Here is a 25,255-nt window from a genome sequence, read left to right as displayed (position 1 = left end):
CTTACAACCAGCTTACAGAGCGAAATCGTTTCCTTTATGGTTAATTCACCTCCCGAACCCCATCTGCGAACGAGCTTTCCAAAGGACGAAAAAAAAGCCCCGCACAAGGCGGGGCTTCCGAAGAGCAACGAGGCTCAGCAGGACATTACATGCCCATGCCGCCCATGCCGCCCATACCACCCATACCGCCCATGTCAGGCATGCCGCCGGCCGGCTTGTCTTCAGCCAGTTCAGCAACCATGCATTCGGTGGTCAGCATCAGGCCGGCGATCGAAGCGGCATTCTGCAGTGCGGTGCGGGTGACCTTGGTCGGATCCAGCACGCCCATTTCAACCATGTCGCCATACTCGCCGGTGGAAGCGTTGTAACCGTAGTTACCCTTGCCACGCTGGACCTTGTCGACCACGACGGAAGGCTCGTCACCGGCATTGGCGACGATTTCACGCAGCGGCTGTTCCATGGCGCGCAGCACGATCTTGATGCCGGCGTCCTGGTCGTGGTTGTCGCCCTTCAGCTTGCTGACGACAGCACGGGCACGAATCAGGGCCACTCCGCCGCCGGCGACGATACCTTCTTCAACAGCAGCGCGGGTGGCGTGCAGGGCATCTTCAACGCGCGCCTTCTTTTCCTTCATTTCGACTTCGGTAGCGGCGCCAACCTTGATGACGGCAACGCCGCCAGCCAGCTTGGCAACACGTTCCTGCAGCTTTTCGCGGTCGTAATCGGAAGAAGCTTCTTCGATCTGAATGCGGATCTGCTTGACGCGGGCTTCGATCGAAGCGGCTTCGCCGGCACCGTCGATGATGATGGTGTTTTCCTTGGCGACTTCGATGCGCTTGGCTTGGCCCAGATCTTTCAGGACAGCCTTTTCCAGCGACAGGCCGGTTTCTTCGGCAATCACGGTACCGCCGGTCAGGACAGCGATGTCTTCCAGCATGGCCTTGCGACGATCGCCAAAGCCCGGTGCCTTGACGGCAACGGTCTTCAGGATGCCACGGATGTTGTTCACCACCAGGGTTGCCAACGCTTCGCCATCGACATCTTCAGCGATGATCAGCAGCGGACGGCCGGCCTTGGCGACTTGTTCCAGGATCGGCAGCAGGTCGCGGATGTTGGAGATCTTCTTGTCGAAGAGCAGGACAAACGGGTTTTCCATCAGCGCTTGTTGCTTGTCGCCGTTGTTGATGAAGTACGGGGACAGGTAGCCGCGGTCGAATTGCATGCCTTCGACGACGTCGAGTTCGTTGGCCAGGGACTTGCCATCTTCAACGGTGATGACGCCTTCCTTGCCGACCTTTTCCATGGCGCTGGCGATGATTTCACCGATATCAGCGTCGGAGTTGGCGGAAATGGAGCCAACCTGGGCGATTTCCTTGGTCGTCGTACAGGGCTTGGAGAAAGCCTGCAGCTCGGCGATGGTGGCAACCACGGCCTTGTCGATACCGCGCTTCAGATCCATCGGGTTCATGCCGGCGGCAACGTACTTCATGCCTTCGCGAACGATGGACTGAGCCAGCACGGTGGCGGTCGTCGTACCGTCGCCAGCGATGTCGGAGGTCTTGGAAGCAACTTCCTTGACCATCTGGGCACCCATATTGGCGAACTTGTCTTTCAGTTCGATTTCCTTGGCAACGGAAACGCCGTCCTTGGTGACGGTCGGGCCGCCGAAGGAACGCTCGAGCACAACGTTGCGGCCTTTGGGGCCGAGGGTAACCTTGACGGCATCAGCCAGGACATTGATGCCTTCGACCATGCGAGCACGTGCGGAATCACCGAATTTGACTTCTTTAGCAGCCATTGATTTCTCCTAATTCAAATAATTGGGTTAGAGGCGAACGGCGCTTAAGCGACCAGAACGCCCATGATGTCTTCTTCACGCATGACCAGAACTTCCTGACCATCAACCTTGACGCCTTGACCGGCATACTTGCCGAACAGAACGCGGTCGCCAACCTTGACGTCCAGGGCGACCTGCTTGCCGTTGTCGTCGCGCTTACCCGGACCGACGGCCAGAACTTCGCCCTGATCCGGCTTTTCGCCAGCCGAATCGGGAATGACGATACCGGACGCGGTGGTGCGCTCGGCTTCAACGCGCTTGACGATCACACGGTCGTGCAAAGGACGGATATTCATAGAGCTGACTCCTGATAATGAGTTTCAACAAGTTGGAAATTGGCCGGCACGCCCTGGAGCGCACCCGGGAACGGAGCGGGCAGACTATTAGCACTCGTCTCCGGTGAGTGCTAATAATAGGGGCGGGACTTGGTGATTTCAAGTACACCGCTCGAAATTATTATCGTCGGCACCTGAGCGAGGGTGCCAATCCCCTAAGCTGCGAGATCGTGTCGACGAAGGCGTCAACAGCAGCCACGGCCGGATTGCACCAGCCTGGACCAAGCGATGCTCAGCGAGCTCCGGACGCGATGCCAGGTCGAAAAGACAAGGCAACGGCCGTCGCCGCGAAGGGGAAATCAGTCAGGATTTATACGACGCCCCAAACAATCGCCCCAGGCAAACTATGCGAACGCTATACTTAATTCTCATTATTTTTTACCGGCGCGTTCGAGGTCGGGGAATTATGCAGTCTTGGCAAAACGATTACCCAATGCCTGATCAGGGTTTCTATGAGTTATATTTCGCTCGACCGGCTGTTCCAGGCTGTTTTTCGTCGGTTTGATGGTCAGGGTAAACCGACCTAGCCATCCGCCAAAATTGGCAATGCCCGCATAATTTTATTTTGGTTGGCGACACGTATTTCTGGATGACGCCAGCAGTTGAACCCCGTGGAGTTGAAGCAGTGAAAACCATTTTTTTAGTAGACGATTCAGCCACCATCCTTCTCAGCATTTCGAACATTCTTGCCAAGGCCGGCTATGCCACCGAAAAGGCCAGCAGTGGCGAGGAGGCGCTGAAGAAATTCCAGTCCGGAATCAAGGTTGACCTGCTGATGACCGACCTGAACATGCCTGGCATCAATGGCATCGAATTGATCAAGGAGGTTCGCAAGTTGCCGAACTACCGTTTCATGCCCATCCTCTTCCTGACGACCGAGTCGCAGCAATCGCGCAAGCTGGAAGCCAAGGCGGCGGGGGCATCGGGCTGGATCGTCAAACCGGCGACCGCCGACGACTTGCTCAACACGATCAAGCTCGTTCTCCGCTAGGAACGCGACATGCCGTTCGACAGCCTGTTAAAACGCACACTTATCGTCACACTGATTGTGGCGCTCGGCGCTTTCGTCACGATCTACCTGTTCAACGAGTGGTTTCATCAGGTCTTCATCCGCAGCCTCGGCATCCGCGACCCTCTGGGTGACGCGTTGGGCTCGGTCGTTATCGTGGTCACCGCCTATCTGGCGCAGCGTGCCGTATCGAAGGCCGTTTACCGCGATGTGATGTTTGGCTTTTCGCAGGACAAAGCGATAAACGGCAAGCGGGCAGCCGAGCTTGAAATCGTCAGCGAGGAAGTCGCCAAGGAACTTGCTGGCGTTCGTGCCTACAACGAAGTGCTGCGCGGCCAGTTGAACGATATCGTTCAGGAAACTGAAAAGGCCGCTTACGACATCGCCGAACGCCTGCAGTCGATCGATGCGGTGGTCACCCGGCTCGACAACTTCGTCGAGCAGACGGCCAACGAATCGAGTGCGATTGCCGCCGACTCGCAACAGGAAATAAACGGCAACCAGGTACTGGTCGCCAGGATGGAAGCCTACATCAAGGGGCGCATCGAAGAAGCCCATAACGATCAGGCGCGGATTGAACAAGTCGTTACCGAGGCCCAGAATCTCGGCGCATTGGTCCAGTTGATCCGCAACATTTCCAGCCAGACCAACCTGCTGGCCCTCAACGCCGCCATCGAGGCAGCCCGCGCCGGCGAAGCCGGGCGCGGATTTGCCGTGGTGGCCGATGAAGTACGCAAACTCTCGGCCGAATCCGACACCGCGGTATCGAAAATCAACGAAGGCATCAACGGTGTTGCCGAAACTATTCGCCGGCAATTCCAGGACAAACTGGTCCACAGCAACGTGGCCGCCGAACAGGCCGCCCTGACCGAGTTTTCCAGCCAGCTCGGCCACCTTGGCAACGGTTATCAAACACTGCTCGAACATGAGCTGAACGTATTGTCCACCGTCAAGCAATCGAGCGCCGACCTGGCCCGAATGTTCATGGATGTGCTGGCCAGCGTGCAGTTCCAGGACATTACCCGGCAACAGATTGAACAGGTGACGAAGGGACTGAACAAGTTGGACAGTCACTGCGAAACCCTGGCGCAGCGCATCCTGGCGGCTGAAGACGCAAACTTCCAATACACGCCACTCAATGAGCATCTCAATGAGCTGTACAGCTCGTACGTCATGGACGCCCAGCGAATCAGCCACAAGAACGCCTTGCATCAACCGGTCAGCGCGCCCCCGGCGAGCTCCGGCCCAGCCTCATCCAACATCGAGTTGTTCTGACGGAGCTGCGCATGAACACCCCAAGACGATTGACGATAAGCCAGGAACTGACGATTTATCACGCCATGGATCTGAAAGAGCAGTTCATCGAGGCGCTGGCCGACGCCGATGCCCTCGAACTGGATCTCTCGCGTGTTGCCGAGATCGATACCTCGGGCCTGCAACTGCTGCTACTCACCAAGCGGGAAGCCGGACGACAGGGCAAACAGCTGACCATCGTGGCGCATAGCCCGGCGGTGCGCCAGACACTCGACTTCTGCAATCTCGCCTCGTTTTTTGGCGACCCGGTGATCATCACCGCCCACGAACAAGCGTGAGGTAGCGCATGGACGAACTGACCAACGTATTTATTCAGGAAGGCCGCGAGCAATTGCAGGCCATGGAAAATGGACTGCTCGAGCTGGAGCAGAATCCGGACAATCACGACGACATCAACAGCATTTTCCGGGCGGCGCACACCATCAAGGGCGCCTCCGGCGTCATCGAATGCCACTTCATCGAGGGCTTCATGCACAAGGTCGAGAACGTACTCGACCGCTTGCGGACCAACGAAATCAAGGTATCCAGCGACCTCACCGGACTGTTGCTGCGCAGTTGCGATCATCTGGGCAGTCTGATCGATACGCTAGAAGCCGCCTTGCCCGCCCCGGCCGCTGAGATCCAGGCCACGGGCGAGCGCTTGCAGCTTGAATTGGCGGCCTATACCAGCGACCACCAGCCGACGACGGCAGCGGCCGGCAATGTCGTCGAAGCCGAAGGCGACGTGCAGGCATCCGGCGGCGGCATCGTCAATACCGACAGCTGGCACATTTCGGTGCGTTTCGGCCCGGATGTCCTGCGCGGCGGCATGGACCCGCTGTCCTTCATCCGCTTCCTCGGTTCGCTCGGCGAAATCACCGCACTGGAAACGGTGCCCGACGCGATGCCGCCGGCGGCGGAAATGGATCCGGAATCCTGCTACCTCGGTTTTGAAATCCGTCTGCAAACGCGCTCATCGAAGGCCGACATCGAGCACGTCTTCGATTTCTGCCGCGACGACTGCGAGTTGCGCATCCTGCCGCCGAACAGCAAGCTGGCGGAATATCTGAAACTGATCAAGGAACTGCCCGAGGACGACATGCGCCTCGGTGAAATGCTGGTCCGCTGTGGCGCCCTGACCCAGGCCGAACTCGACGATGGCCTGCTGTCGCAGCAGCAAACCCAAGCCACCGAAAGCGACGACGAAACCACGCCACGCACACCGCAGATCGGCGAAATCCTCGTCGGGCACAAGGTCATCCACAAGGAAGTGGTTGATGCGGCGATCAACAAACAAACCCAGGTTAGCGAGAAGAAAGCTGTCGAAGCCCGGCTGATCCGGGTTCAGGCCGATAAGCTCGACCAGCTGATCGACCTAGTCGGCGAACTGGTCATTGCCGGCGCCTCGGCCAACCTGCTTGCCACACGCAGCGGCCAGAGCGACCTGATGGAATCGACCTCGGTGCTGTCCCGTCTCGTCGAGAACATTCGCGATTCGGCGCTGCAACTGCGCATGGTCCAGATCGGCGAGACCTTCAACCGCTTCAACCGCGTGGTACGCGACGTGGCCAAGGAAATCGGCAAGGAAATCGATCTCGTCATCAGCGGCGCCGAAACCGAACTGGACAAGACCGTCGTCGAAAAAATCGGCGACCCGCTGATGCATCTGGTTCGCAACTCGATGGACCACGGCATCGAGCCGGCGGACGCCCGGGAAGCGAAAGGCAAGCCGCGCCGCGGCCTGGTCCAACTCAATGCATATCACGACTCGGGCAGCATCGTCATCGAAGTGATCGACGATGGCAGCGGTCTGCCGCGAGAAAAAATTCTCCAGAAGGCCATCGAAAAGGGTCTGGTGCAACCGGGCCAGCAGCTTTCCGACCAGGAGATCATCAACCTGATCTGGGAGCCCGGCTTCTCGACCGCCGAGCAGGTGACCAACCTCTCCGGCCGTGGCGTCGGCATGGATGTCGTCCGGCGCAACATCCAGAGCCTGCGCGGCTCCTGCGAGGTCAGCAGCGTCGAGGGCGAAGGCACCACCTTCTCCATCCGCCTGCCGCTGACCCTGGCGATCATCGACGGTTTTCTGGTCGGCGTCGGCAAATCGGCCTATGTCATTCCGCTCGACATGGTCATCGAATGCATCGAACTCAAGGAAGGCACCGCCGACCGCGCTTTCCTCAATCTGCGCGGCGAAGTCCTGCCGTTCGTCCGCTTGCGGGAAATGTTCGAAATCGAAGGCGCGCGACCGACCCGTGAAAACGTCGTCGTCGTCCAGTACGCCGGACAGAAGGCCGGCATCGTCGTCGACCAGTTGCTCGGCGAATTCCAGACCGTGATCAAGCCGCTCTCGAACATTTTCCGCCACTTGCGCGGCATCGGTGGCTCGACCATCCTCGGGACCGGTGAAGTGGCCCTGATTCTCGACGTACAGAACCTAGTCCAGCGCAACGTGCGGGCCGAAGAACACTCGATGGGCGGCGGCTTGCAGTTGCTCCGCGCAACGACTCAAAACTAACAAATTTCACGGTTTAAACCTGGAGGTAAGCAATGTTGAATAACCTTAAAGTGGGAACCAAGCTGGCAATCGGTTTCGCCATTACGCTGATACTGCTGATCGCCGTGGCGACAACGGGAACCATGCGTCTTGCCGCCTTGAGCGACAACCTGCAATCGATTGTCAACGACCGTAACCCGAAGACGGCCCAGGCCAATGACATCGTTGATGCCCTGAACGTCATTGCCCGCTCGATGCGCAACATGCTGCTGGTCAAATCGCCGGAAGAAGTAAGCCGTGAAGCACAGCGGATCCTCGAACAGCGCAAGATCATCGGCGAACGCCTGGACAAGTTCGACGCCACGTTCACCACCGCCAAGGGCAAGGAACATTTGAAGGCCATGAAGGATGCCCGCGCTGCCTATGTGCCGCTCCAGGAAAAATTCATGGAGCTGGTCAAAGCCGGCAAGCGGGATGAAGCGGTCGACTTCATGCTGACGACGGTTCGCGCCCAGCAAACCGAATATTTCAAGACCATCAACGACACGATTACCTTCCTGACCGAACTCACGGCCAGCGAGGGCAAGACCGCCCTGGAAGCGGCCGACACGGCCCAGAAACTGATGATCAGCCTGGCCGTGATCGCCACGCTGCTGACCGTCATCTTCGCCTTCCTGATTACCCGCAGCATCACCAAACCGCTCGGCGAAGTGCTCGATGGCGCCAAGAAAATGTCGGTCGGCGACCTCAAGTTCAAACTCGAAAGTACCGCCAAGGACGAAATCGGCGAGGTCGTGCGCGCCGTGATCAGTGTGCAGACGGCCATTCAAGCGATGATCGCCGACGCCAACCTGCTGAGCCAGGCCGCCATCGACGGCAAACTGGCGACCCGGGCCGACGCCAGCAAGCATCAGGGTGATTTCCAGAGAATCGTCGCCGGGGTCAATGGCACCCTGGATGCCGTGATCGGCCCCTTGAACGTCGCCGCCAACTACGTCGACCGCATCGCCAAGGGCGACATTCCGAAGAAAATCACCGATTCGTACAACGGCGATTTCAACGCCATCAAGAACAACCTCAACACCTGCATCGAAGCCGTCAATGCCTTGGTCGCCGATGCCAACCTGCTGAGCCAGGCCGCCATCGACGGCAAACTCGCGACCCGGGCCGATGCCAGCAAGCATCAGGGCGATTTCCAGAAAATCGTCGCCGGGGTCAATGGCACCCTGGATGCCGTGATCGGCCCCTTGAACGTCGCCGCCACTTACGTCGATCGCATCTCCAAGGGCGACATTCCGAGCAAGATCACCGATTCGTACAACGGTGACTTCAACCTCATCAAGAACAACCTCAACACCTGCATCCAGGCCGTCAACGCGCTGGTCGCCGACGCCAACCTGCTGTCCGCCGCGGCGGTAGCCGGCAAGCTCGAAACCCGGGCCGATGCCACCCAGCATCAGGGCGACTTCCGCAAGATCGTCCAGGGCGTCAACGACACGCTGGATGCCGTCGTTTCGCCGATCCAGGATGTGCAACGGGTGATGGGCGCGATGGAACAGGGCGACATGACCCAAACCATCACCCAGCAATACCAGGGCGACTTCGCGGTCTTGAAGGATGCCATCAACAACACCATCGGCAAGCTGTCGGAAACCATCGCCCAGATCATCACCGCGGCCGACGCGCTGTCCAATGCCTCCGCCCAGGTTTCCGCCACGGCCCAGTCGCTGAGCCAGTCCTCCAGCGAACAAGCGGCCAGCGTCGAAGAAACGACGGCCAGCCTGGAAGAAATGACGGCTTCGGTGTCGCAGAACACCCAGAACGCCAAGGTTACCGATACGATGGCCTCGAAAGCCGCCAAGGAAGCCGGCGAAGGCGGCGACGCCGTGGGCAAGACGGTCGAAGCAATGAAGTCGATCGCCGACAAGATCGGCATCATCGACGACATCGCTTACCAGACCAACCTGCTGGCGCTCAATGCGGCCATTGAAGCCGCCCGGGCCGGCGAGCATGGCAAGGGTTTCGCGGTGGTCGCAGCGGAAGTCCGCAAGCTGGCCGAACGCAGCCAGGTCGCCGCGCAGGAAATCGGTCAATTGGCCGGTTCGAGCGTCAAGATGGCGGAACACGCCGGCAACCTGCTGACCGAAATCGTGCCGTCCATCCAGAAGACTTCCGACCTCGTCCAGGAAATCGCTTCGGCCTCCGAAGAACAATCGACCGGCGTCGGCCAGATCAACAGCGCCATGGGCCAGCTCAACAAGGCCACCCAGCAGAACGCCTCGGCCTCGGAAGAACTGGCTGCCACCGCCGAAGAACTCGGCGGCCAGGCCGGACAACTGCAGCAGCTGATGGAATTCTTCTCGGTCGACCAGGGCGGTCATGGCGGCGCGTCCCGCCACGGCAATTACGCTGCCCCGGCCGCCAGGACCGCCCCGCGGGCCGCCCGTTCGGTGAGCAGCCGGGCGGTCAGCGCGGCGGTCGATGAATCCGATTTCGAGAAGTTCTGATCGAGGAAGGTCGTGATTATGGGACAAGCAGTCCAGAGCCCGGGTAAATCCCGGGCACCGACCGCCGTCGCGGCGGTCGACAATGCGCCGCAGCAATATTTGACCTTTACGCTGGGCGGCGAGATGTTTGCCGTCGCCATTCTCAACGTCAAGGAGATCATCGAATACGGCACCGTCACCGAAATTCCGATGATGCCCGGCTTCATCCGCGGCGTCATCAATCTGCGCGGCGCCGTGGTGCCGGTGATCGACCTGTCCTGCCGCTTCGGTGGCAAGGCGACCGAGGTGGCCCGCCGAACCTGCATCATCATCATTGAAATGACGGAAGGCGACGTCAAGCAGGATATCGGCGTGATGGTCGATGCGGTTTCCGAGGTCCTGGAAATCGCCGCCGGTGAAATCGAACCGGCGCCGACCTTTGGCGCCAAGATTCGCACCGATTTCATTTCCGGGATGGGCAAGGTCAATGGCAAATTCGTGATCATTCTCGAAGTCGACCGGGTGCTGTCGGCCGAAGAAATCGCCATGCTGACCCAGGTTGGCGACAACGGTAGCGAAGCGACCTAGCGATGAGACTGCGGCGCGGGTATTTCACCTGCCCGGCACTGGATGATTGACTACGCCGCGCTCCCCTCCTGTGAAATCGAACGCCACTCGCTGAATATCAAACCCGGCGAGTGGGCGATCGAGCCGCAGCGGCCGATCTCCACCCTGCTCGGCTCCTGTGTTGCGGTCTGCCTGATCGATACCGGGCTGCCGCTGGCCGGGATGAATCACTTCATGCTGCCACAGATGAAAAAAAGCACCCATGCCGACGAAGACATGCTGCTCGCCGGCGATGCCTGCATGGAAGCGCTGCTCAATGCGATGCTCGCCCAGGGCGCGGCCAAACACCGGATCAAGGCCAAGGCTTTTGGCGGCGGTACGGTGATCGACGCCAACATGCCGAGCGCCCTATCGATCGGCAAACGCAATGCCGATTTCACGCGGGAATGGCTGGACCGCGAAAACATCCCGCTGATCGCGTCCGATTTCCTCGGGCCGTGGTCGCGCAAGGTATTGCTGGTCCCGGCCAACGGCGATGCCTATTGCAAACGGGTGACCTCCAGCCTGATCAAGACGGAATCGCTGCGCCGCGAAGAATTGGCCTATGCCGAATCCTTGCTGCGTAAACCCGCTAGCGAAACGAACAAGAAAATCGAGCTCTTCTGATGGCCGACGCACCGATCACCGATCAGGAATTTGCGCTGTTCCAGCGCCTGATCTACAAAATTGCCGGCATCAGCCTGAGCGATGCCAAGAAAGTCCTGCTCGTCGGGCGCCTGCAAAAGCGGCTGCGCGCCTATCAACTCGACACCTATTCGCAGTATTACCGGATGCTCGCCTCAGGCCAGAATCCGGAGGAACTGCAGATAATGGTCGATTTGCTGACCACCAACGAAACCTATTTCTTCCGCGAACCCAAGCATTTCGAGTTCCTGCGCGATGAAATTCTCGCCAAGCGGCGCAGCACGGGCACCTTCCGGGCCTGGAGCGCAGCCAGTTCGAGCGGCGAGGAGGCCTATACGCTGGCCATGATGCTGGCCGAGCATCTGCCCAACACGCCCTGGGAAATCGTCGGCTCGGATATCAGCACCCACGTGCTGGAAAAGGCCCGGCGCGGGCATTACCCGCTCGGCCGCCACGAAGGCATTCCACCCAACTTCCTGAGCAAATATTGCCTGAAGGGCGTCCGCGCCCAGGAAGGGAGTTTTTTGATCGTTCCGGAACTGCGCAGCCATGTCAGTTTCCAACAGGTTAATCTGACTCTTCCGGTTGACAAGGAAATGGGGCTTTTCGAGGTGATCTTTCTGCGCAACGTGATGATCTATTTCGATATCGAGACCAAACGCAAGGTGGTGCAGAATCTGTTGCCGCACCTCGCCCCGGGCGGACACTTGGTGATCGGCCATTCCGAAACCCTGAATGGCATCAGCGACGGCCTGACCGCCGTGCGCGCCACTGTTTACCGCAAGACCTGAGCGTGAGCCACGCCATCAAGGTGATGATCATCGACGACTCGGCGCTGGTGCGCCAGGTTGTCGCGCACGCCTTGGACCGGGAACCCGGCATCGAAGTCATCGCCACGGCGGCCGACCCGGTATTTGCCATTGGCAAGCTGCGCCAGCAGTGGCCCGATGTCATCGTGCTCGATATCGAGATGCCGCGCATGGATGGTCTTTCCTTCCTGCGCAAGATCATGACCGAGCGCCCGACGCCGGTGATCATCTGCTCCTCGCTGGTCGAGGCTGGTGCGCGCGCCACCTTCGAGGCAATGGCGGCCGGTGCGGTAACGGTCATTGCCAAGCCGAAAGCCGGCTTGAAGTCCTTTCTCAACGATGCCTCGACCGACATCGCACATGCCGTCCGCGCCGCCGCCCGGGTCAATCTGCACGCCTTGCCGCGCGGGACGTTCGGCAACCTGCGCTCGCAAGCCTCGACGCAGAGCATGATCCAACCCGGCGCCCCGGCCGCTATTGCACGGACGACCGATCAACTGATCGCCATCGGCACCTCGACCGGCGGTACCCATGCCCTCGAGGTCGTCCTGACCCACCTGCCGGCAACCTGCCTGGGGATCGTCGTCGTCCAGCACATGCCGGAGAAATTTACCGCGATGTTCGCGGAACGCCTGAACGGCCTGTGCGACATCGAGGTTCGCGAGGCGAAAAATGGCGACCGGGTGATCCCCGGGCTGGCCCTGATCGCCCCCGGCGGTCGCCACATGACGGTAAAACGCAGCGGCGCGCAGTATGTGGTCGAAGTAACCGACGGTCCTCTGGTCAATCGCCACAAACCGTCGGTCGACGTGCTGTTTCGCTCAGTGGCGAAATTTGTCGGCCGCAACGCCTTGGGCATCATCATGACCGGCATGGGCGACGATGGTGCCCGGGGCATGAAGGAGATGCACGACGCCGGGGCGACGACCATTGCCCAGGATGAACAGAGTTGTGTGGTTTTCGGCATGCCGAAGGAAGCAATCAAGCTCGATGCGGTCGATCAGGTCATTCCACTGGATAGAATAGCCACTGCGATTACTTCGTACGGCAAGGGCATTTGAGAGAAGGAAGAACCATGGACGTTCAGGCTGTGCTCGATACGATTGCCGCCGATGCCGGGCGGGGCGACATGGTTTTCCCGACCCACGCCGAGATCGCCTTGCGCGTGCGGCGCATCCTCGACGATCCGGACTGCTCCATCGACCAGTTGCACAAACTGATTTCGGCCGAACCCCTGTTGTCGGCCCGCGTCGTCGGGCTGGCCAATTCGGTGGCCTACAATCCTTCCGGCCGGGTTTCCAGCGATCTGCGCAGCGCCGTCTCGCGGCTCGGCTTCAACACCTTGCGGACCTTGGCTACGGCGCTGGTCGTCCGACAAATGCGCGACATGTCGGGTGCGCCGGAGCATCGGGCGCTGGCTGCCCGCCTGTGGGAACACACCGCCCACGTCGCCGCACTGGCCCGGGTCATTGCCAAGCGCATCACCGGCCAGGATCCGGAAGCGGCGTTCTTCGCCGGCATCGTGCATGAGGTCGGCGGCTTCTACCTGCTCTCCCGGGCGGCCGCCTTCCCCGGCCTGCTGACCGGCAACCTGGATGCCTGGCATGAGCACGGCGTTCCCGCCCCGATCTGCACGGCCATCGAAGCGATGTGGGAGGGCTATCTCGCGTTGCCGCCCGAGTCGCTCGGCGACACCTTGCTACTGGCCGACGAACTGGCACCGACCGAATCGCCTCTCGCCGAGCTTTCCGACATGGGGCGCCATGGCGTCGCGGCCGACATCGATGTCCTGATCGGCGAAGAAATGCTCAACAGCATCCTGAAAGACTCGGCCGAGGAAGTCGCTTCGCTGATTTCCGCCCTGAACGCCTAGCGGCCGCTTGCTCCTCAGGGCGCTTTGGCCAACGCCCCGATACGGTACTTGCTCAGCAATTCGTCGGCATACGGCGCGTGCGACCGCCCCTTGGTCTTCGTGTTGTAGGCCTGCGTCGCCTCCTTGCCACACCACGGCTCGATGATGTCGGGGCGAGACGGATGCTCGGGGAGATAGGCGCTGAGGTCGTAGACCGAACCACGGATGGCCATCCAGCAATTGTTCGGCGTGGCATGCTTGGCCAGTTCAGCCGGCGAGATGGTTTTTTCCTTGGCCTGAACATCGCCCTGTTCGGCGGGATTCCACAGCGCGGAAGTCAGGCCCAGCCCGACCACGACGAGCCAGAAGGCGACAGTCGAAACAAGATAGAGTTTGCGTGTCATCGGAAGTCGAAATGCTCGAAGTGGATGCGTTCAAGCGGAACGCCACGCTGCTGCAGGGCGCGGGAAACCGTATCGATCAAGCCCGGCGGGCCGCAAACGTAGCACTCATGGTCGACCAGCGCCGCGGCATCGGGCAACGCCCGGCCAAGATCCGGCAAACCGGCCCCGGTGGCTTCGGCCAGCAAGCTCAGCGCCGGGCAGTTCGCCGCCAGCCCGGTCAATTCGTCGAGATAGGCGGCATCGCGCTGGCCGCGATACAGATAGACCAGCCGCGTCGGCTGACTGACCGGCTGATGCCGCAGCCAGCCGAGAAAAGGCGTGATCCCGATGCCCCCGGCCACCCACAGTTGCGGCCGGGCCGGCAAAGCGTTGAGAAATTCGCCAAAGGGCCCATGCACCCGGGCGGCGACACCCGCTTCCAGGGACTGCATACGCCGCGTGCAATCGCCCAGAGCTTTCACCCCGATCCGGAACTCGTGCTCCGATCCGATGCCGCTGATCGTGAATGGGTGGAATTCGCCACAGCCGCGATAGCTTGCCCCCTGGAAGAAAGCGACCAGCACAAATTGACCCGGTGCCCCGTCAATCGGCATGGCCAGCGGTTTCATCGCGACTTCGACCATCGACTGCGCGACACTCTGCACCGAAGTCACGATATAGGGTTTCGCCGCAGCGCCAAGATCGACCCGGAGCAGGCGCCAGAGCAGCAGCAAGACAGCAGCCGCCAGGGCCGCCAAGCCGCCGACGCTGATCCCGAGTTGCAGGACATGCATGAAACCGATCAGCACCCCCAGCCCCAACAGGCTGTGCAGCCAACGCCAAGTGCCATAGGCCAGGCGGTGACTGAAAGTCGTCGCCAGCCCGGCCATCAGCAAGATCAATCCGCCCCAGCCAAGCCAGACCGGCCAGCTTGCGGCCAACGGCGAAATGACCTGCCAGGCCAGCGCGGGCGACTCCGACCAGCCGGCGCCAGCCAGAGCCAGAGGATGCAGCAGGAGCAGCAGGTAAGCGGCCACGCCGGTGCGGTGGTGCCACGCGGTAATTCTCTCCAGCCCACCCAGGCGGCTCGCCAGGCGAACCTCGCGCACCATCAGCAGCAGATTGAACAACAGCAGGCCGCTGCCGGCCCAGCCGACGACAATCCCGAGCGAACGCCAGACCGGCAACTCGTCGGGAAACGACCAATAGACGGGCACACCGACAAACAGCAGCAGTAGCGCAGGAAGCGACAGGGTACGCAGGCGAGACATTTCAGGATTCCGCCATGGTTGCGACGCGGCTAGCGTGCCGCCTTCAAATGCTCACAGATATCGCGCCGGCCGGCCGGCATCGGCAAATCCCGGTCCTTGGCCCGCTGCTCCATCAGGCGGTGATGCGCCAACTGGTAGGCCCGGCACTCTTCGAGCGTCCGGAAACCCCGGATGCGCGCCTGATGCTCGATGCGCTCCTCCGGGGTCATCAATTGCCAACCCCGGGTATTGTCTTCACTGGCCCGCCACGGGCCGCGCGCCTCGGCGACCGAAACTGCCACCAGCAGCAAAAAGCCGGACAGGGTGACCAATAACCGCCGTGATCTCATGGACTGCCTCCTAGCCACCTCAGTGACTGCTTGAGTACATCATGATGCGCTTATTGATCAAAACAAGGAATACCAACCGGCAGCGACTACCGGGCGACCAGCGGCCTCAGGCATCGTAGCCGGGCTGCAGCACGATAATCGCCATGCCGGTCAGCGCGACCGCGGCACCGGCGATATCCCATTTGGTCAGCACGACACCATCGACCCAGTAGAGCCAGAACAGCGCAACGGCGACATAGACCCCGCCATAGGCGGCATAGGTTCGTCCGGCCGCCGCGGGATGCAAGGTCAGCAGCCAGGCAAACAGGGCGAGGGAAACGGTAGCTGGCATGAGCAGCCAGAGCGGCTTGTCCTGCTTGAGGACCAGCCAGGGCAGATAGCATCCGACAATCTCGGCAACGGCCGTCAGGGCGAACAACATGGCCAGTTTGATGAAATCGGCCATGCTCACTGGCGACACTCCGGGACGACAGCCGAGCCGTTGCTTGGGTCAAGACGACACATCGAAAAACCTCTTGGAAAGAACATCACCGGAACACTCTGCAATGCGACAACCGCCCAGCGTTCCGGAACGAGATCAGGTAGCAATCGGCACATTGCCACAATCGGCCAGCGAAATCCGCCTTTCTGGAATCTTGTCCGGCTGCGGATTCACCTGGTCTGGCCAAGAGGTTGGCGGGGCCAGGCGCCATCACTGTCGCACAACAAACGTGCGCCGCCCCACCGGTCACGCCTACTTCTTCATTTCGTCCTTGCCCATGGTGTCCTTGGTCATTGGATCTTTCGCCATGCCATCCTTCTTCATGCCATCTTTGGCCATTGCGTCTTTTTTCATGCTGTCCTTGGCCATGTGCTCCTTGGCCATCGCCGGCTTCTTCATGCCCTCCTTGGCCATGCCGTCGGCGGTTGGCGCATCCTTTTTCATCATCTCATCGGCGAAAGCGCTGCTGCCGGCGAGCGTCAGACAGGCGACAAAAATACTGGAAACGATTGTTTTCATGGTGATCTCCGTTGTGGTTGCTAAGTGGACGGCATGAATGCCGGTTATTCAGGACAGCCGAGCGGGATTGCTCAGCTGCCGCCGAACCAGTTGTACCCCTGGTCTTCCCAGTAGCCCCCGGGGTAGGTGTTGGTGACAAAGATGGCCTGGATGTGTTTTGGATTCTTGTAACCGAGCTTGGTCGGCATGCGCAGCTTCATTGGAAATCCGTAGCGCGGCGGCAGTGGCTGACCGTCGTAGGTCAGTGCCAGCAGCGTTTGCGGATGCAGTGCGGTCGCCATGTCGATGCTGGTGTAGTAGTCATCGGCACACTTGAAACCGACGTACTTGGCCCCGAGATCGGCACCGATCCGGCGCAGGAAGCTGGCGAATGGGACGCCGCCCCATTTGCCGATGGCGCTCCAGCCCTCGACACAGATATGACGCGTCACCTGATCGGCTTGCGGCATGGCGCGCAGCTCGGCGAGTGTCCAGGCGTGCTGATCGGCGACCAGGCCGGTCACTTCCAGGCGATAGCTGTCTTCCGCCACTTCCCGGATCTCGTCTTCGCCGTAGTAGGCGTTGAATGGGAAGGGGCGGGTAATCATCGAATCCGGATAGGTCGGGGCCAACCGATTGGGATCGAACAACCAGGCCTGGACCTTGTCGTTGAACCGCGAAACTTTCAAAAGCGCTTTCTCGACACTGCTTTCATCGACGATGGCGCAACCGCTGAGCAGCGATAGCCCGCCGAGGCTCAGGGAGCGCTGCAAGAAGGCCCGGCGCATCGGTTGGTCGAGATGGCGCCCGACATCCTTCAGTACGTCCTTGAGCAGCGGCTCGCCGTCCATGGCGATCTGTTGCGGCGTTTTCTTGATCATGTCGAACTCCCTAACGGCCACGGATCATTGCCAGCAGCGTCCGGGGAACCACCGCCACCATGCCGAGATGAATGCCGGTAAAAATCACCAGTCCGGACATCGCCACAAAATGCACCCGCCGCGCCGCTTCGTAACCGCCAAGCAATTCGCGGAGAATGGGGTATTGCACTGATTTCCAGAGCACCAGACCGGACAGCACGAGCAGCACAGAATCGAGCATCACGAACAGATAGGCGGCCCGTTGCACCATGTTGTAGTGGCTCAGCTCGGCGTGCGACAGCTTGCCTTGCCCGGCAGCCAGCAGATCGGCCCACAGAGCGCGCAGCGAGAGCGGGAAAAATTTGCGTTGCAAGCGTCCGCTGATCAGGCTGCAGACCAGGTACAGCAGGCCGTTGCCAACGAGCACCCACATTGCCGCGAAATGCCACAGAATCGCGCCGCCCAGCCAGCCACCTAACGTGGCTTGCCCGGGAATGGCAAAGCCAAAAAAAGGCGAAGCGTTATAGATGCGCCAGCCGCTCATCACCAGAATAACGACCGCACAGGCATTGATCCAATGGGTGATACGCACCCAAAGCGGATGAACAAGGCCAGTATCGTTTGCCATAAACTTCCTTTCCATGCGCCGCATTTGCCGTTTTATCTGTTACTTGCAAGGTAGTTCGGCGAAAAGTGGAGAATGGTTACAAGCTCAGGCAAAATTTGTTTCCCAAAGAAAGGCCTGATGTTTTTTCCGGCGGCTGTAACCAAAGGCGACCATGCAACGAATAAACAGAGAAGCAGGGTTTCGTGCCAGGGAAGACCGCCTGAAGGCGCTATTGCTCCGCGGGCTGGCGGGCGACAACGCTGCTTATCAGGTTTTCTTGACGGAACTGAGTGCTCATCTGCGCGCTTTCCTGCGAAAACGCCTTGTTCGCTTACCCGATGAAGTCGAGGATCTCGTGCAGGAATCGCTTCTGGCCATACACAACCAGCGCCATACCTACGACCCCGATCAGCCCTTGTCGGCCTGGGTACAGGCGATTGCCCGCTACAAACTGGTCGATATGCTCAGGCGACGGGCCGGACATGAGATGTTGAACGACCCTCTGGATGAAGAAAGCGGCCTTTTTTCAACCGCCGATTCGGATGCGGCCGAGGCGCGCCGGGATGTGAACAAGTTGATCGCCGAGTTGCCCGACAATCTGCGCCTGCCGATTGTCCATACCAAACTGGAAGGACTGTCGGTGAAGGAAGCAGCAGATCTGAGCGGGATGTCGGAATCGGCCATCAAAATTGGCGTCCATCGCGGTCTGAAAGCGCTCGCCGCACTGATACGAGGCACCTTATGAAAACCGAAGACCTGATCTCCATGCTGGCGACCGACGCCGGAACCGTAACGCCCTACCCCGCGCTGCAGCGTTTCGGCACGGCCATCGCCTGGGGTGCGGCGGGCGCCACCCTGCTCATGCTGGCGCTCCTGCAGATCCGCCACGATCTTGGCCAGGCGGCGCTGTTGCCGATGTTCTGGCTGAAAGTCGGATTTGTCGCCAGCCTCACCGGCGGGAGCCTGTTAGCCGCGCTGCGCCTGGCCCGGCCGGGAGCGAAACTCGATGGGTTGCCACTGGCCATTGGCCTCCCGATATTGGTCATGTGGGCGATTGCCGCCTTTACGCTGATCGGGGCCGAATCCGTCGAGCGCTCAAAGCTTTTCTATGGCGACACCTGGAAAAGCTGCCCCTTGCTGATCGCCCTGCTCTCGGCGCCGGTCTTTGTCGCCGTATTGCGGACGATGAAGGAACTCGCGCCAACCCAGCCGCGCCTCGCCGGTTTCGCCAGCGGACTGCTGGCCGGAGCCGTTGCCGCCGTCGTCTATTGCCTGCACTGCCCCGAACAGGGAGCACCTTTCGTGGCTTTCTGGTACCTGCTCGGAATGCTCATTCCGGCAGCGGTCGGAACCCTGCTCGGGAACCGGTTATTACGCTGGTAGGCCCTGGCGCACGATCAAATTCCCTGGAAGATGACCCCGTTTCCGGCCATCCCAATTTGAATTGCGTAGCCGGGCCAATTGGCTACGCCCTCTTTAAACGCTCATTCCACGCTGCAGCAGATAAATACCCGCCCCGGCAAAATAGCCAACCAGAGCCAGCCCACTGATTTTTTTGACGTACCAGAAGAAGTGGATTTTCTCGAGGCCCATCGCGGCGACACCGGCCGCCGAACCAATGATCAGTATCGATCCGCCGGTTCCGGCACAGTAGGCCAGGAACTGCCACAAGAAATGGTCGGGCGGAAAGGTGGTCAAGCTGTACATCCCCATGGCGGCAGCGACCAGCGGTACGTTGTCGACGATCGCGCTGACCATGCCGATAATCAGCACGATGATGTCCTGCCGCCCGACGACCTGGTCCAGCCACCGGGCAAGCGAAGTCAGGATGTGCGTATGTTCGAGCGTGGCGACCGAAAGCAGAATACCGATGAAAAAGACCAGCGAGCTCAGGTCGATTTTACTCAAGGCATGGGCCAGCGTGAAATGCTGTTTGAACTCGTCTTCCTTGTGGCGATGAACCAGGTCACCGACCAACCAGAGAAGACCAAGGCCGAACAGGATGCCCATGAAGGGCGGCAGGTGGGTAATCGTCTTGAAAGCCGGCACGGCGACCAGTATCCCCAGGCCCATGAAGAACATCAGATTGCGTTCGAATTCCGTGGTGCGCAGGCCGTGGTCACTGTCCACGACCTCCGGGCTGACCACTGCGCGCCCGCGCAAGGCATAAGCCGTCATGGCCAGCGGCACGAGCATGCTGATCAAAGCCGGCAAGAATACCGACTTGATGATCGCCAGCGAGCTTATCTGGCCGCCAATCCACAGCATGGTGGTGGTCACGTCACCGATCGGCGACCAGGCGCCGCCCGAGTTTGCCGCAATGACGATAATTCCCGCAAAGAACAGCCGGTCATCGTGCTTCGCCAGGAGCTTGCGCATCAGGGAAATCATCACGATGGTCGTCGTCAGATTGTCGAGAATCGAACTGAGGAAGAAGGTGACGAAACCGACCAGCCACATCAACGAGGATAACTTGGTGGTGCGGATACGCCGGGTGATCACTTCAAAACCGTTGTGCGCATCGACCACCTCGACAATCGTCATCGCCCCCATCAGGAAAAACACGATCTGGGCCGTGCTGGTCAAGGACTCGCCCAGTTGCTCGCCCAGCAAATGGGTGTCGCCCAGCGCCAGGGCGTAGATCGTCCACAGGAGGCCTGCCCCAATCAGGGCGGAAGCCGACTTGTTGACCTTCAGCGGGTGTTCCAGCGCGATCGCTGCGTAGGCTACGACGAAGACGATGACAATGGCTGTGAGCATGGAAAACACCTTTAACGAATTGAACGGCGATCGCCAGCTGCGCAGCCTGTTCGATCGGGGCCATACGTTAGCGCAGGCAACGAGTAAAATAAATTCGATTTATTTCAGTCAATCATGCGTTTTTCTCGATGAATCACCGACCTCATGAATCACAAGCACCTGTTCTATTTCTGGAAAGTCGCCAAGGCTGGCAGCGTAGCCCGCGCCGCCGAAGCCATTAACGTCACGCCGCAGACCTTGAGCGGCCAGATCGGCTTGCTCGAGAGCAGTCTGGGCGCCGAATTGTTCGTCCGCCAGGGACGTTCCATCGTCCTTACCGAGGCGGGCAAGCTGGCCCTCGAGTATGCGGACGAGATGTTCGCCCTGAGTGCCGAGCTGGAGGTGATGATCAAGCATCACCCCAAAGGGCGCCCTGCCGAATTCCGGGTAGGCGTGTCAGATGCCGTACCCAAATCGCTGGCCTGCCGGTTGCTGCAACCGGCCATCGATGGCGCGCAGTCGACCCGCATCGTCTGCCGCGAATGGCAGCTGGACCGCTTGCTGGCCCAACTGGCAGTGCATCAACTCGACATGGTGATATCGGATGGCCCGATTCCGCCTTCGTTCAGTGTTCGAGCCTACAACCACCGCCTGCTGGAGTCCGGCGTGACGTTTCTTGCGGCGAAAAGCCTGGTCGCCGGGAATACCGCCGCATTTCCGGCCTGCCTGAATGCCCTGCCCCTGCTTTTGCCCGGCGAGGACTCGGCCGTTCGCACAAGCCTGCAGCCCTGGCTGGAGCGCCAGCGGGTTCGCGCCCGAATTGTCGGCGAATTCGACGACATGGCCTTGATGGCTGCTTTCGGGAAGGCAGGCATCGGCGCTTTTCCCGTCCCGTCCGTTGCCGAAGAGGAATTTCTCGCCTCCGGAGAACTGGCCATCCTGGGCAGGAGCGAAGAGCTTCGGGTCAGCTATTTCGCAATTTCGGTCGAACGGCGGCTCACCCACCCATCGGTCTTGGCAGTTACCCAGTCGGCGCAACGGATAGGCGCCGGACAGGACATTCCGTAGGCGGCGGCACCCGGCAATTCAAAATCGAGACAACGTCATCCGAAAATAGGTCACGACCTCTTACTGGGTCAGGCTGTTCTGTCCGGATTCGATCATGCTCACACCGAAACCAGTATGTCGGCCAGCGATTCAGCCAGAACGTGCTTGGTGACGCTGCCGAGCAGCAAATCTTCTATCGGGCTCTCGCCGTGCTTGCCCATGACGATCAAATCGCAATCCTGCTCCTGCTCTTGCTCGATGATGCGCCCGATCGGATCGCCGTTGAGGACCACCAGACTGGAGCCATGGGAGCTTAGACCGGCATCCTGGCGCAGCGCATCGAGCTTTTCAGTTGCCTCCTGCTTAGCAACAATCCGATAGTTATTGAGGGTATCTTCGCCCACACTGGCGTAGCGCAAGTGCCCCTCGAAGGGCACTTCGAAGACATGCAGCAACACGATGTCGGCTTGTGGCGCAATACTCCGTGCTTGGTGGATGGCAGGTAACGACGAGGCTGAGAAATCAACCGGAACGAGAATCCGCCGGTAGGATTCGTGGGGCGACTGCTTCACCACGAGGACGGGGCAGGTCGACGTGCTCAGCAGGCGCAAGGCCGTCGAGCCCAGCGTGAAGTGGCGAATGACACTTTCCCCCTTGGCGCCGCAAACCAGCAAGCCAGCCGCCAAACCATCAACATTCTTGGCCAGTTCGGCCAGCAAGGAGCCGGTCACCACATGAATGCCAGCCGCAATGCCAAAGCGTTGCTGGAGGGCGGCCGCGAGATCGCTGAGCTTCTGCCGCGCGATATCCAGCACCCGCTGTTCCATGTCGGCCGGCGTTACTCCCATGAGTTGCCGCAAGCGCTCCAATGGCCCAAGGTTGGCGACGTGCAGAAGATCGAGAGCGACCGCCGTGTCTTTACTGACCAGGGCGGCGCGCTCAACGGCATGGCGAGCCGGGGCCGACAGGTCGGTTGCCGCCAGGATGCGCTTCAGTTGATTCATGGTGACCTCCTTGGGAAGGACGATGTTGGCCGGACGTGAGCATCGACTTCGTCGATGCGTCGGGTTTTTTCTCCTCTCCTTGTGTCAGCGGCAGGGGCGACGGTTCGTGAAATCCATCGCTATCGACAATGCTGATGTTTGGCGGCGTCCAGCGTCATTGCACGGACGCTCTGACAATACTCAGAAAATTGTTCAATGCCCGATTGGACTGAGGCACTCCAGGCGAATTCATTTCCCTGTGAAAGGCTGCCTGCCATACCAAGCAGAGCCATTTCCAGGGATTTCTCAAAAGCAGTACGGCTTACCTCGATATTGAGTTGAGTAAGCCGCTCGATCACGACAAGCCAGTTATCGGAAAAACCGGCAGCCGCCTCAAGTGAGGTTTTTTGTGCCTCAGTGATCGTTTCGAAAATTGATTTCATTTGACTCTCCATCGTGATGTGACGTCATTGAAGCGCGCTATCGCTTGTTCAAAGACGTACCAAACAGTTTTATAGGGTGGGCAGAACTAGCCTGCCCTCTGGGTAACGCTTGCGACCTTGAGGCGGCGCATCGAACCATCGGGAAACTCCCAGGCAATCTCCTGTCCGACGCTGAGTCCGATCAATGCACTACCGACAGGTGTCAACACGGAAATTTTCCCCATCGCTGGGTCTGCCTCATCCGGAAAGACCAGCTCGATCTCGCGTTGCGTCCCGATACCTTGGTCGATATAGGTACAGCGGGTGTGCATGGTCACAACGTCGATTGGAACCTGTTCCCTTTCGACTACAATCGCTCGATCCAGCTCTTCTGCCAGCTCGTCGCTCAGCGCATACTGACGCAACCGCACATAATCTGTGGAGCAGACGACAGGAGGCCCGGAATACTCTGATTCTCTTGGGAAGTTTTGCGCCATGGCAATATTGATTTTGATCATATGAGCGAATCGTACTGCCTCCAGGATGAACACGGTAGGCGTTAAACTGGCATCAAAATGTATCCTGAATGGCAACAATCAGAGCAGCGCAATGACAGAAAACAAACGAAGGCATCGATGGCTGATTTGAATTTGATGGCAATTTTTGCTCGCGTTGTCGAGGCAGGCAGTTTTGCGGAAGCGGCTCGACGGATGGGCACGTCCCGTTCAGCCGTCAGCAAGGGCGTGGCAAAGCTGGAAAAGTCGCTTGGCGCGCACCTGCTTAATCGGACCACCCGCTATCTCAGCCTCACCGAAATCGGCGCCTCGGTCGCCGAACATTGTGCCCGCATGCTGGAAGAGGCAACGGAAGCGGAGAAACTTGTTGGCAGTTTCAACGGTGAAGCGCGGGGCGTACTTCGCGTCAGCGCCTCGGTTGCCTTCGGAACACTTCATGTGGCACCGGCGCTCGCCAAGTTTCTTCCGCTCCATCCGGAGCTTAAGATAGACCTCAGCATTACGGACCGCTGGGTAAATCTAGCCGAGGAAGGGTATGACCTGGCAATCCATGTTACCAGCGAGCCGCAACCGAATTTGGTCGCCCGCCCGCTGGCACCGGTCCGGCGAAAATTGTGCGCGACCCCGGACTACTTCCGGCGCCGAGGTGTTCCGCAAACCCCTGCCGACCTGGTGACACATAACTGCCTGGACTACACCCGCTCCGGAGAACCGGGGCGCTGGCGCTTTACTGGACCAAAGGGCGAAATCGCCGTACCCGTTAATGGCCCATTGCACGTCGATGACGACGAAGCGCTTTCGCAAGCTGTCCTGGGCGGACTGGGGGTTGGTCTTTTACCCACTTTCATCATCGGCAAAGACCTGCAGAACGGCAGCTTGCAGGCCGTGCTATCCGAGTACATCCCGGTCGAGCGCCATGTCTACGCGATGTACTTGCCAACGCGGCACCTTCCCAGCAAGGTCCGGGTATTCATCGATTTTCTGATCGCCCATATCGGCGAGGAACCGTATTGGGATCGATAGACCATGCAAAATGAAAACGGGTTAGGTGATGATCACCTAACCCGTTGATATTCTGGTGCGCCCGGAGAGATTCGAACCCCCGACCCCTGCCTTCGGAGGGCAGTACTCTATCCAGCTGAGCTACGGGCGCATAGGAGGCGGGATTTTACCTTTAGCGGCAGGCCGCGTCCAATCTATTGACACGTTAGATGCTTCAATCGAAGAAAGTTCGCGCCGCTTCGAAGCGTTGCGCATAGTAGCGGTCGCTCAGACGGTCAATACGGACCCGGCCATTGGTCGATGGAGCATGGATGAAACGCGCCTCGCCGAGGTAAATGCCGACATGTGAAAACGACTGGTTGCGGGTGTTGAAAAACACCAGATCACCGGCGCGCAGGGCGGTCCGTTCGATTGGCCGGCCACTCCGGGCGATGTCGGCAGCGCTGCCACGCACCTTGAGCCCGGCCGCCTGGCCGTAGATGTAGCTGACCATGCCGCTGCAATCGAGTCCGGCTTCGGGATTCTTGCCGCCGAAGCGGTAGCCGGTGTCGATCAGGCCGAGCGCGTAGAGCGCGACCTCGTTGCGCTTCTCGCTGACCGCCAAGTTTTGTTGCGCTATAGTTTCCGACGACGCGACCGGACGACTGGGCGGGCTGCCACAGGCCGTCAGCAGCAAAGCGAGCAGCGCAGCGGGAAACAGGGCAGGAATCGGCATACGGTTAATGTTGTTTCTCCAAACAAACCATAAC

Annotated in this window: 28 protein-coding genes and 1 tRNA gene; 14 read left to right on the top strand and 15 right to left on the bottom strand. The window is 59.8% G+C overall.

What is annotated here, in order from left to right:
- Window positions 1-145: 145 nt before the first annotated feature.
- Both groL and KI611_RS02690 read right to left on the bottom strand, forming a co-directional pair.
- The gene (groL, locus tag KI611_RS02695; RefSeq protein ID WP_226418295.1) at window positions 146-1,798 is read right to left on the bottom strand and encodes a chaperonin GroEL; all 1,653 of its coding nucleotides are present in this window, start codon (window positions 1,796-1,798) and stop codon (window positions 146-148) included.
- A gap of 44 nt (window positions 1,799-1,842) precedes the next feature.
- A complete protein-coding gene (locus KI611_RS02690; RefSeq protein WP_226418294.1) occupies window positions 1,843-2,133 on the bottom strand; it encodes a co-chaperone GroES in 291 nt (96 codons plus the stop codon).
- A gap of 664 nt (window positions 2,134-2,797) precedes the next feature.
- Here KI611_RS02690 and KI611_RS02685 point away from each other — a divergent pair.
- From KI611_RS02685 to KI611_RS02640, 10 genes are read left to right on the top strand one after another with little or no spacing between them, the layout of a single operon-like run.
- Window positions 2,798-3,163, top strand: coding sequence for a response regulator (locus KI611_RS02685; protein ID WP_226418293.1), 366 nt, complete (start codon window positions 2,798-2,800; stop codon window positions 3,161-3,163).
- 9 nt (window positions 3,164-3,172) lie between these two features.
- Window positions 3,173-4,456 (top strand): methyl-accepting chemotaxis protein, encoded by a 1,284-nt coding sequence (locus KI611_RS22125; RefSeq protein ID WP_319002322.1) that lies wholly within the window; start codon window positions 3,173-3,175, stop codon window positions 4,454-4,456.
- An 11-nt stretch (window positions 4,457-4,467) separates the two neighbouring features.
- Entirely contained in the window at window positions 4,468-4,773 is a 306-nt protein-coding gene (locus tag KI611_RS02675; RefSeq protein WP_226418292.1) for a lipid asymmetry maintenance protein MlaB, read from the top strand.
- Between the two features lie 8 nt (window positions 4,774-4,781).
- Window positions 4,782-6,992, top strand: coding sequence for a chemotaxis protein CheA (locus KI611_RS02670; protein ID WP_226418291.1), 2,211 nt, complete (start codon window positions 4,782-4,784; stop codon window positions 6,990-6,992).
- 32 nt (window positions 6,993-7,024) lie between these two features.
- Window positions 7,025-9,478: a methyl-accepting chemotaxis protein gene (locus tag KI611_RS02665; RefSeq protein WP_226418290.1), complete on the top strand. Its 2,454-nt coding sequence runs from the start codon at window positions 7,025-7,027 to the stop codon at window positions 9,476-9,478.
- Window positions 9,479-9,496: 18 nt separating this feature from the next.
- Window positions 9,497-10,045, top strand: coding sequence for a chemotaxis protein CheW (locus tag KI611_RS02660; RefSeq protein ID WP_226418289.1), 549 nt, complete (start codon window positions 9,497-9,499; stop codon window positions 10,043-10,045).
- Window positions 10,046-10,087: 42 nt separating this feature from the next.
- Window positions 10,088-10,690: a chemotaxis protein CheD gene (locus KI611_RS02655; RefSeq protein WP_226418288.1), complete on the top strand. Its 603-nt coding sequence runs from the start codon at window positions 10,088-10,090 to the stop codon at window positions 10,688-10,690.
- The gene (locus KI611_RS02650) at window positions 10,690-11,499 is read left to right on the top strand and encodes a CheR family methyltransferase (RefSeq protein WP_226418287.1); all 810 of its coding nucleotides are present in this window, start codon (window positions 10,690-10,692) and stop codon (window positions 11,497-11,499) included. The genes KI611_RS02655 and KI611_RS02650 overlap by 1 nt, the downstream gene beginning before the upstream one ends.
- Before the next feature lie 2 nt (window positions 11,500-11,501).
- Complete coding sequence (locus KI611_RS02645; RefSeq protein WP_226418286.1) at window positions 11,502-12,578, top strand: protein-glutamate methylesterase/protein-glutamine glutaminase; 1,077 nt, start codon at window positions 11,502-11,504, stop codon at window positions 12,576-12,578.
- Between the two features lie 14 nt (window positions 12,579-12,592).
- Window positions 12,593-13,390, top strand: a complete 798-nt coding sequence (locus KI611_RS02640) for an HDOD domain-containing protein (RefSeq protein WP_226418285.1) — start codon at window positions 12,593-12,595, stop codon at window positions 13,388-13,390.
- Between the two features lie 14 nt (window positions 13,391-13,404).
- Here KI611_RS02640 and KI611_RS02635 read toward each other — a convergent pair whose 3' ends face one another.
- From KI611_RS02635 to KI611_RS02605, 7 genes are all read right to left on the bottom strand, one after another.
- Window positions 13,405-13,773 carry a cytochrome b5 domain-containing protein gene (locus tag KI611_RS02635; RefSeq protein ID WP_226418284.1) on the bottom strand — a complete coding sequence of 123 codons (369 nt, stop codon included), beginning with the start codon at window positions 13,771-13,773 and terminating at the stop codon, window positions 13,405-13,407.
- Complete coding sequence (locus tag KI611_RS02630) at window positions 13,770-15,023, bottom strand: ferric reductase-like transmembrane domain-containing protein (protein WP_226418283.1); 1,254 nt, start codon at window positions 15,021-15,023, stop codon at window positions 13,770-13,772. The genes KI611_RS02635 and KI611_RS02630 overlap by 4 nt, the downstream gene beginning before the upstream one ends.
- Window positions 15,024-15,052: 29 nt before the next feature.
- Window positions 15,053-15,352 carry a hypothetical protein gene (locus tag KI611_RS02625; RefSeq protein WP_226418282.1) on the bottom strand — a complete coding sequence of 100 codons (300 nt, stop codon included), beginning with the start codon at window positions 15,350-15,352 and terminating at the stop codon, window positions 15,053-15,055.
- Between the two features lie 106 nt (window positions 15,353-15,458).
- Complete coding sequence (locus tag KI611_RS02620) at window positions 15,459-15,797, bottom strand: YnfA family protein (protein WP_226418281.1); 339 nt, start codon at window positions 15,795-15,797, stop codon at window positions 15,459-15,461.
- Between the two features lie 288 nt (window positions 15,798-16,085).
- Window positions 16,086-16,352 (bottom strand): pentapeptide MXKDX repeat protein, encoded by a 267-nt coding sequence (locus KI611_RS02615; RefSeq protein ID WP_226418280.1) that lies wholly within the window; start codon window positions 16,350-16,352, stop codon window positions 16,086-16,088.
- Between the two features lie 71 nt (window positions 16,353-16,423).
- Complete coding sequence (locus KI611_RS02610) at window positions 16,424-17,212, bottom strand: molybdopterin-dependent oxidoreductase (RefSeq protein WP_226418279.1); 789 nt, start codon at window positions 17,210-17,212, stop codon at window positions 16,424-16,426.
- 10 nt (window positions 17,213-17,222) lie between these two features.
- On the bottom strand, window positions 17,223-17,843 hold the full coding sequence (locus KI611_RS02605; protein WP_226418278.1) for a cytochrome b/b6 domain-containing protein: 621 nt from the start codon (window positions 17,841-17,843) through the stop codon (window positions 17,223-17,225).
- Between the two features lie 127 nt (window positions 17,844-17,970).
- Here KI611_RS02605 and KI611_RS02600 point away from each other — a divergent pair, with 127 nt between their 5' ends.
- Both KI611_RS02600 and KI611_RS02595 read left to right on the top strand, forming a co-directional pair.
- Entirely contained in the window at window positions 17,971-18,543 is a 573-nt protein-coding gene (locus tag KI611_RS02600) for a sigma-70 family RNA polymerase sigma factor (protein WP_226418277.1), read from the top strand.
- On the top strand, window positions 18,540-19,181 hold the full coding sequence (locus KI611_RS02595) for an NrsF family protein (protein ID WP_226418276.1): 642 nt from the start codon (window positions 18,540-18,542) through the stop codon (window positions 19,179-19,181). Before KI611_RS02600 ends, KI611_RS02595 begins: the two co-directional genes overlap by 4 nt.
- A 93-nt stretch (window positions 19,182-19,274) precedes the next feature.
- Here the strand turns inward: KI611_RS02595 and nhaD are convergent, their stop codons facing one another.
- Window positions 19,275-20,558 carry a sodium:proton antiporter NhaD gene (nhaD, locus tag KI611_RS02590; protein ID WP_226418275.1) on the bottom strand — a complete coding sequence of 428 codons (1,284 nt, stop codon included), beginning with the start codon at window positions 20,556-20,558 and terminating at the stop codon, window positions 19,275-19,277.
- A gap of 144 nt (window positions 20,559-20,702) precedes the next feature.
- Here nhaD and nhaR point away from each other — a divergent pair, with 144 nt between their 5' ends.
- Window positions 20,703-21,605: a transcriptional activator NhaR gene (gene nhaR / locus KI611_RS02585; RefSeq protein WP_226418274.1), complete on the top strand. Its 903-nt coding sequence runs from the start codon at window positions 20,703-20,705 to the stop codon at window positions 21,603-21,605.
- Window positions 21,606-21,703: 98 nt separating this feature from the next.
- Here the strand turns inward: nhaR and KI611_RS02580 are convergent, their stop codons facing one another.
- The 3 genes from KI611_RS02580 to rnk form a co-directional block, all read right to left on the bottom strand.
- Window positions 21,704-22,588, bottom strand: a complete 885-nt coding sequence (locus KI611_RS02580) for a universal stress protein (RefSeq protein WP_226418273.1) — start codon at window positions 22,586-22,588, stop codon at window positions 21,704-21,706.
- A 119-nt stretch (window positions 22,589-22,707) separates the two neighbouring features.
- A complete protein-coding gene (locus KI611_RS02575; protein WP_226418272.1) occupies window positions 22,708-23,010 on the bottom strand; it encodes a phasin family protein in 303 nt (100 codons plus the stop codon).
- Between the two features lie 86 nt (window positions 23,011-23,096).
- The gene (rnk, locus tag KI611_RS02570) at window positions 23,097-23,507 is read right to left on the bottom strand and encodes a nucleoside diphosphate kinase regulator (RefSeq protein WP_226418271.1); all 411 of its coding nucleotides are present in this window, start codon (window positions 23,505-23,507) and stop codon (window positions 23,097-23,099) included.
- Between the two features lie 57 nt (window positions 23,508-23,564).
- Here rnk and KI611_RS02565 point away from each other — a divergent pair, with 57 nt between their 5' ends.
- Window positions 23,565-24,527, top strand: a complete 963-nt coding sequence (locus tag KI611_RS02565) for a LysR family transcriptional regulator (protein WP_226418270.1) — start codon at window positions 23,565-23,567, stop codon at window positions 24,525-24,527.
- Between the two features lie 53 nt (window positions 24,528-24,580).
- Here KI611_RS02565 and KI611_RS02560 read toward each other — a convergent pair.
- Window positions 24,581-24,657 (bottom strand) — tRNA-Arg (locus KI611_RS02560).
- A 63-nt stretch (window positions 24,658-24,720) separates the two neighbouring features.
- Entirely contained in the window at window positions 24,721-25,221 is a 501-nt protein-coding gene (locus KI611_RS02555) for a C40 family peptidase (protein WP_226418269.1), read from the bottom strand.
- Between the last annotated feature and the right edge of the window lie 34 nt (window positions 25,222-25,255).

Source organism: Dechloromonas denitrificans (genome assembly GCF_020510685.1).
Classification (GTDB): Bacteria; Pseudomonadota; Gammaproteobacteria; order Burkholderiales; family Rhodocyclaceae; genus Azonexus; species Azonexus denitrificans_A.
This window is presented reverse-complemented; position numbering and strand designations above follow the sequence as displayed.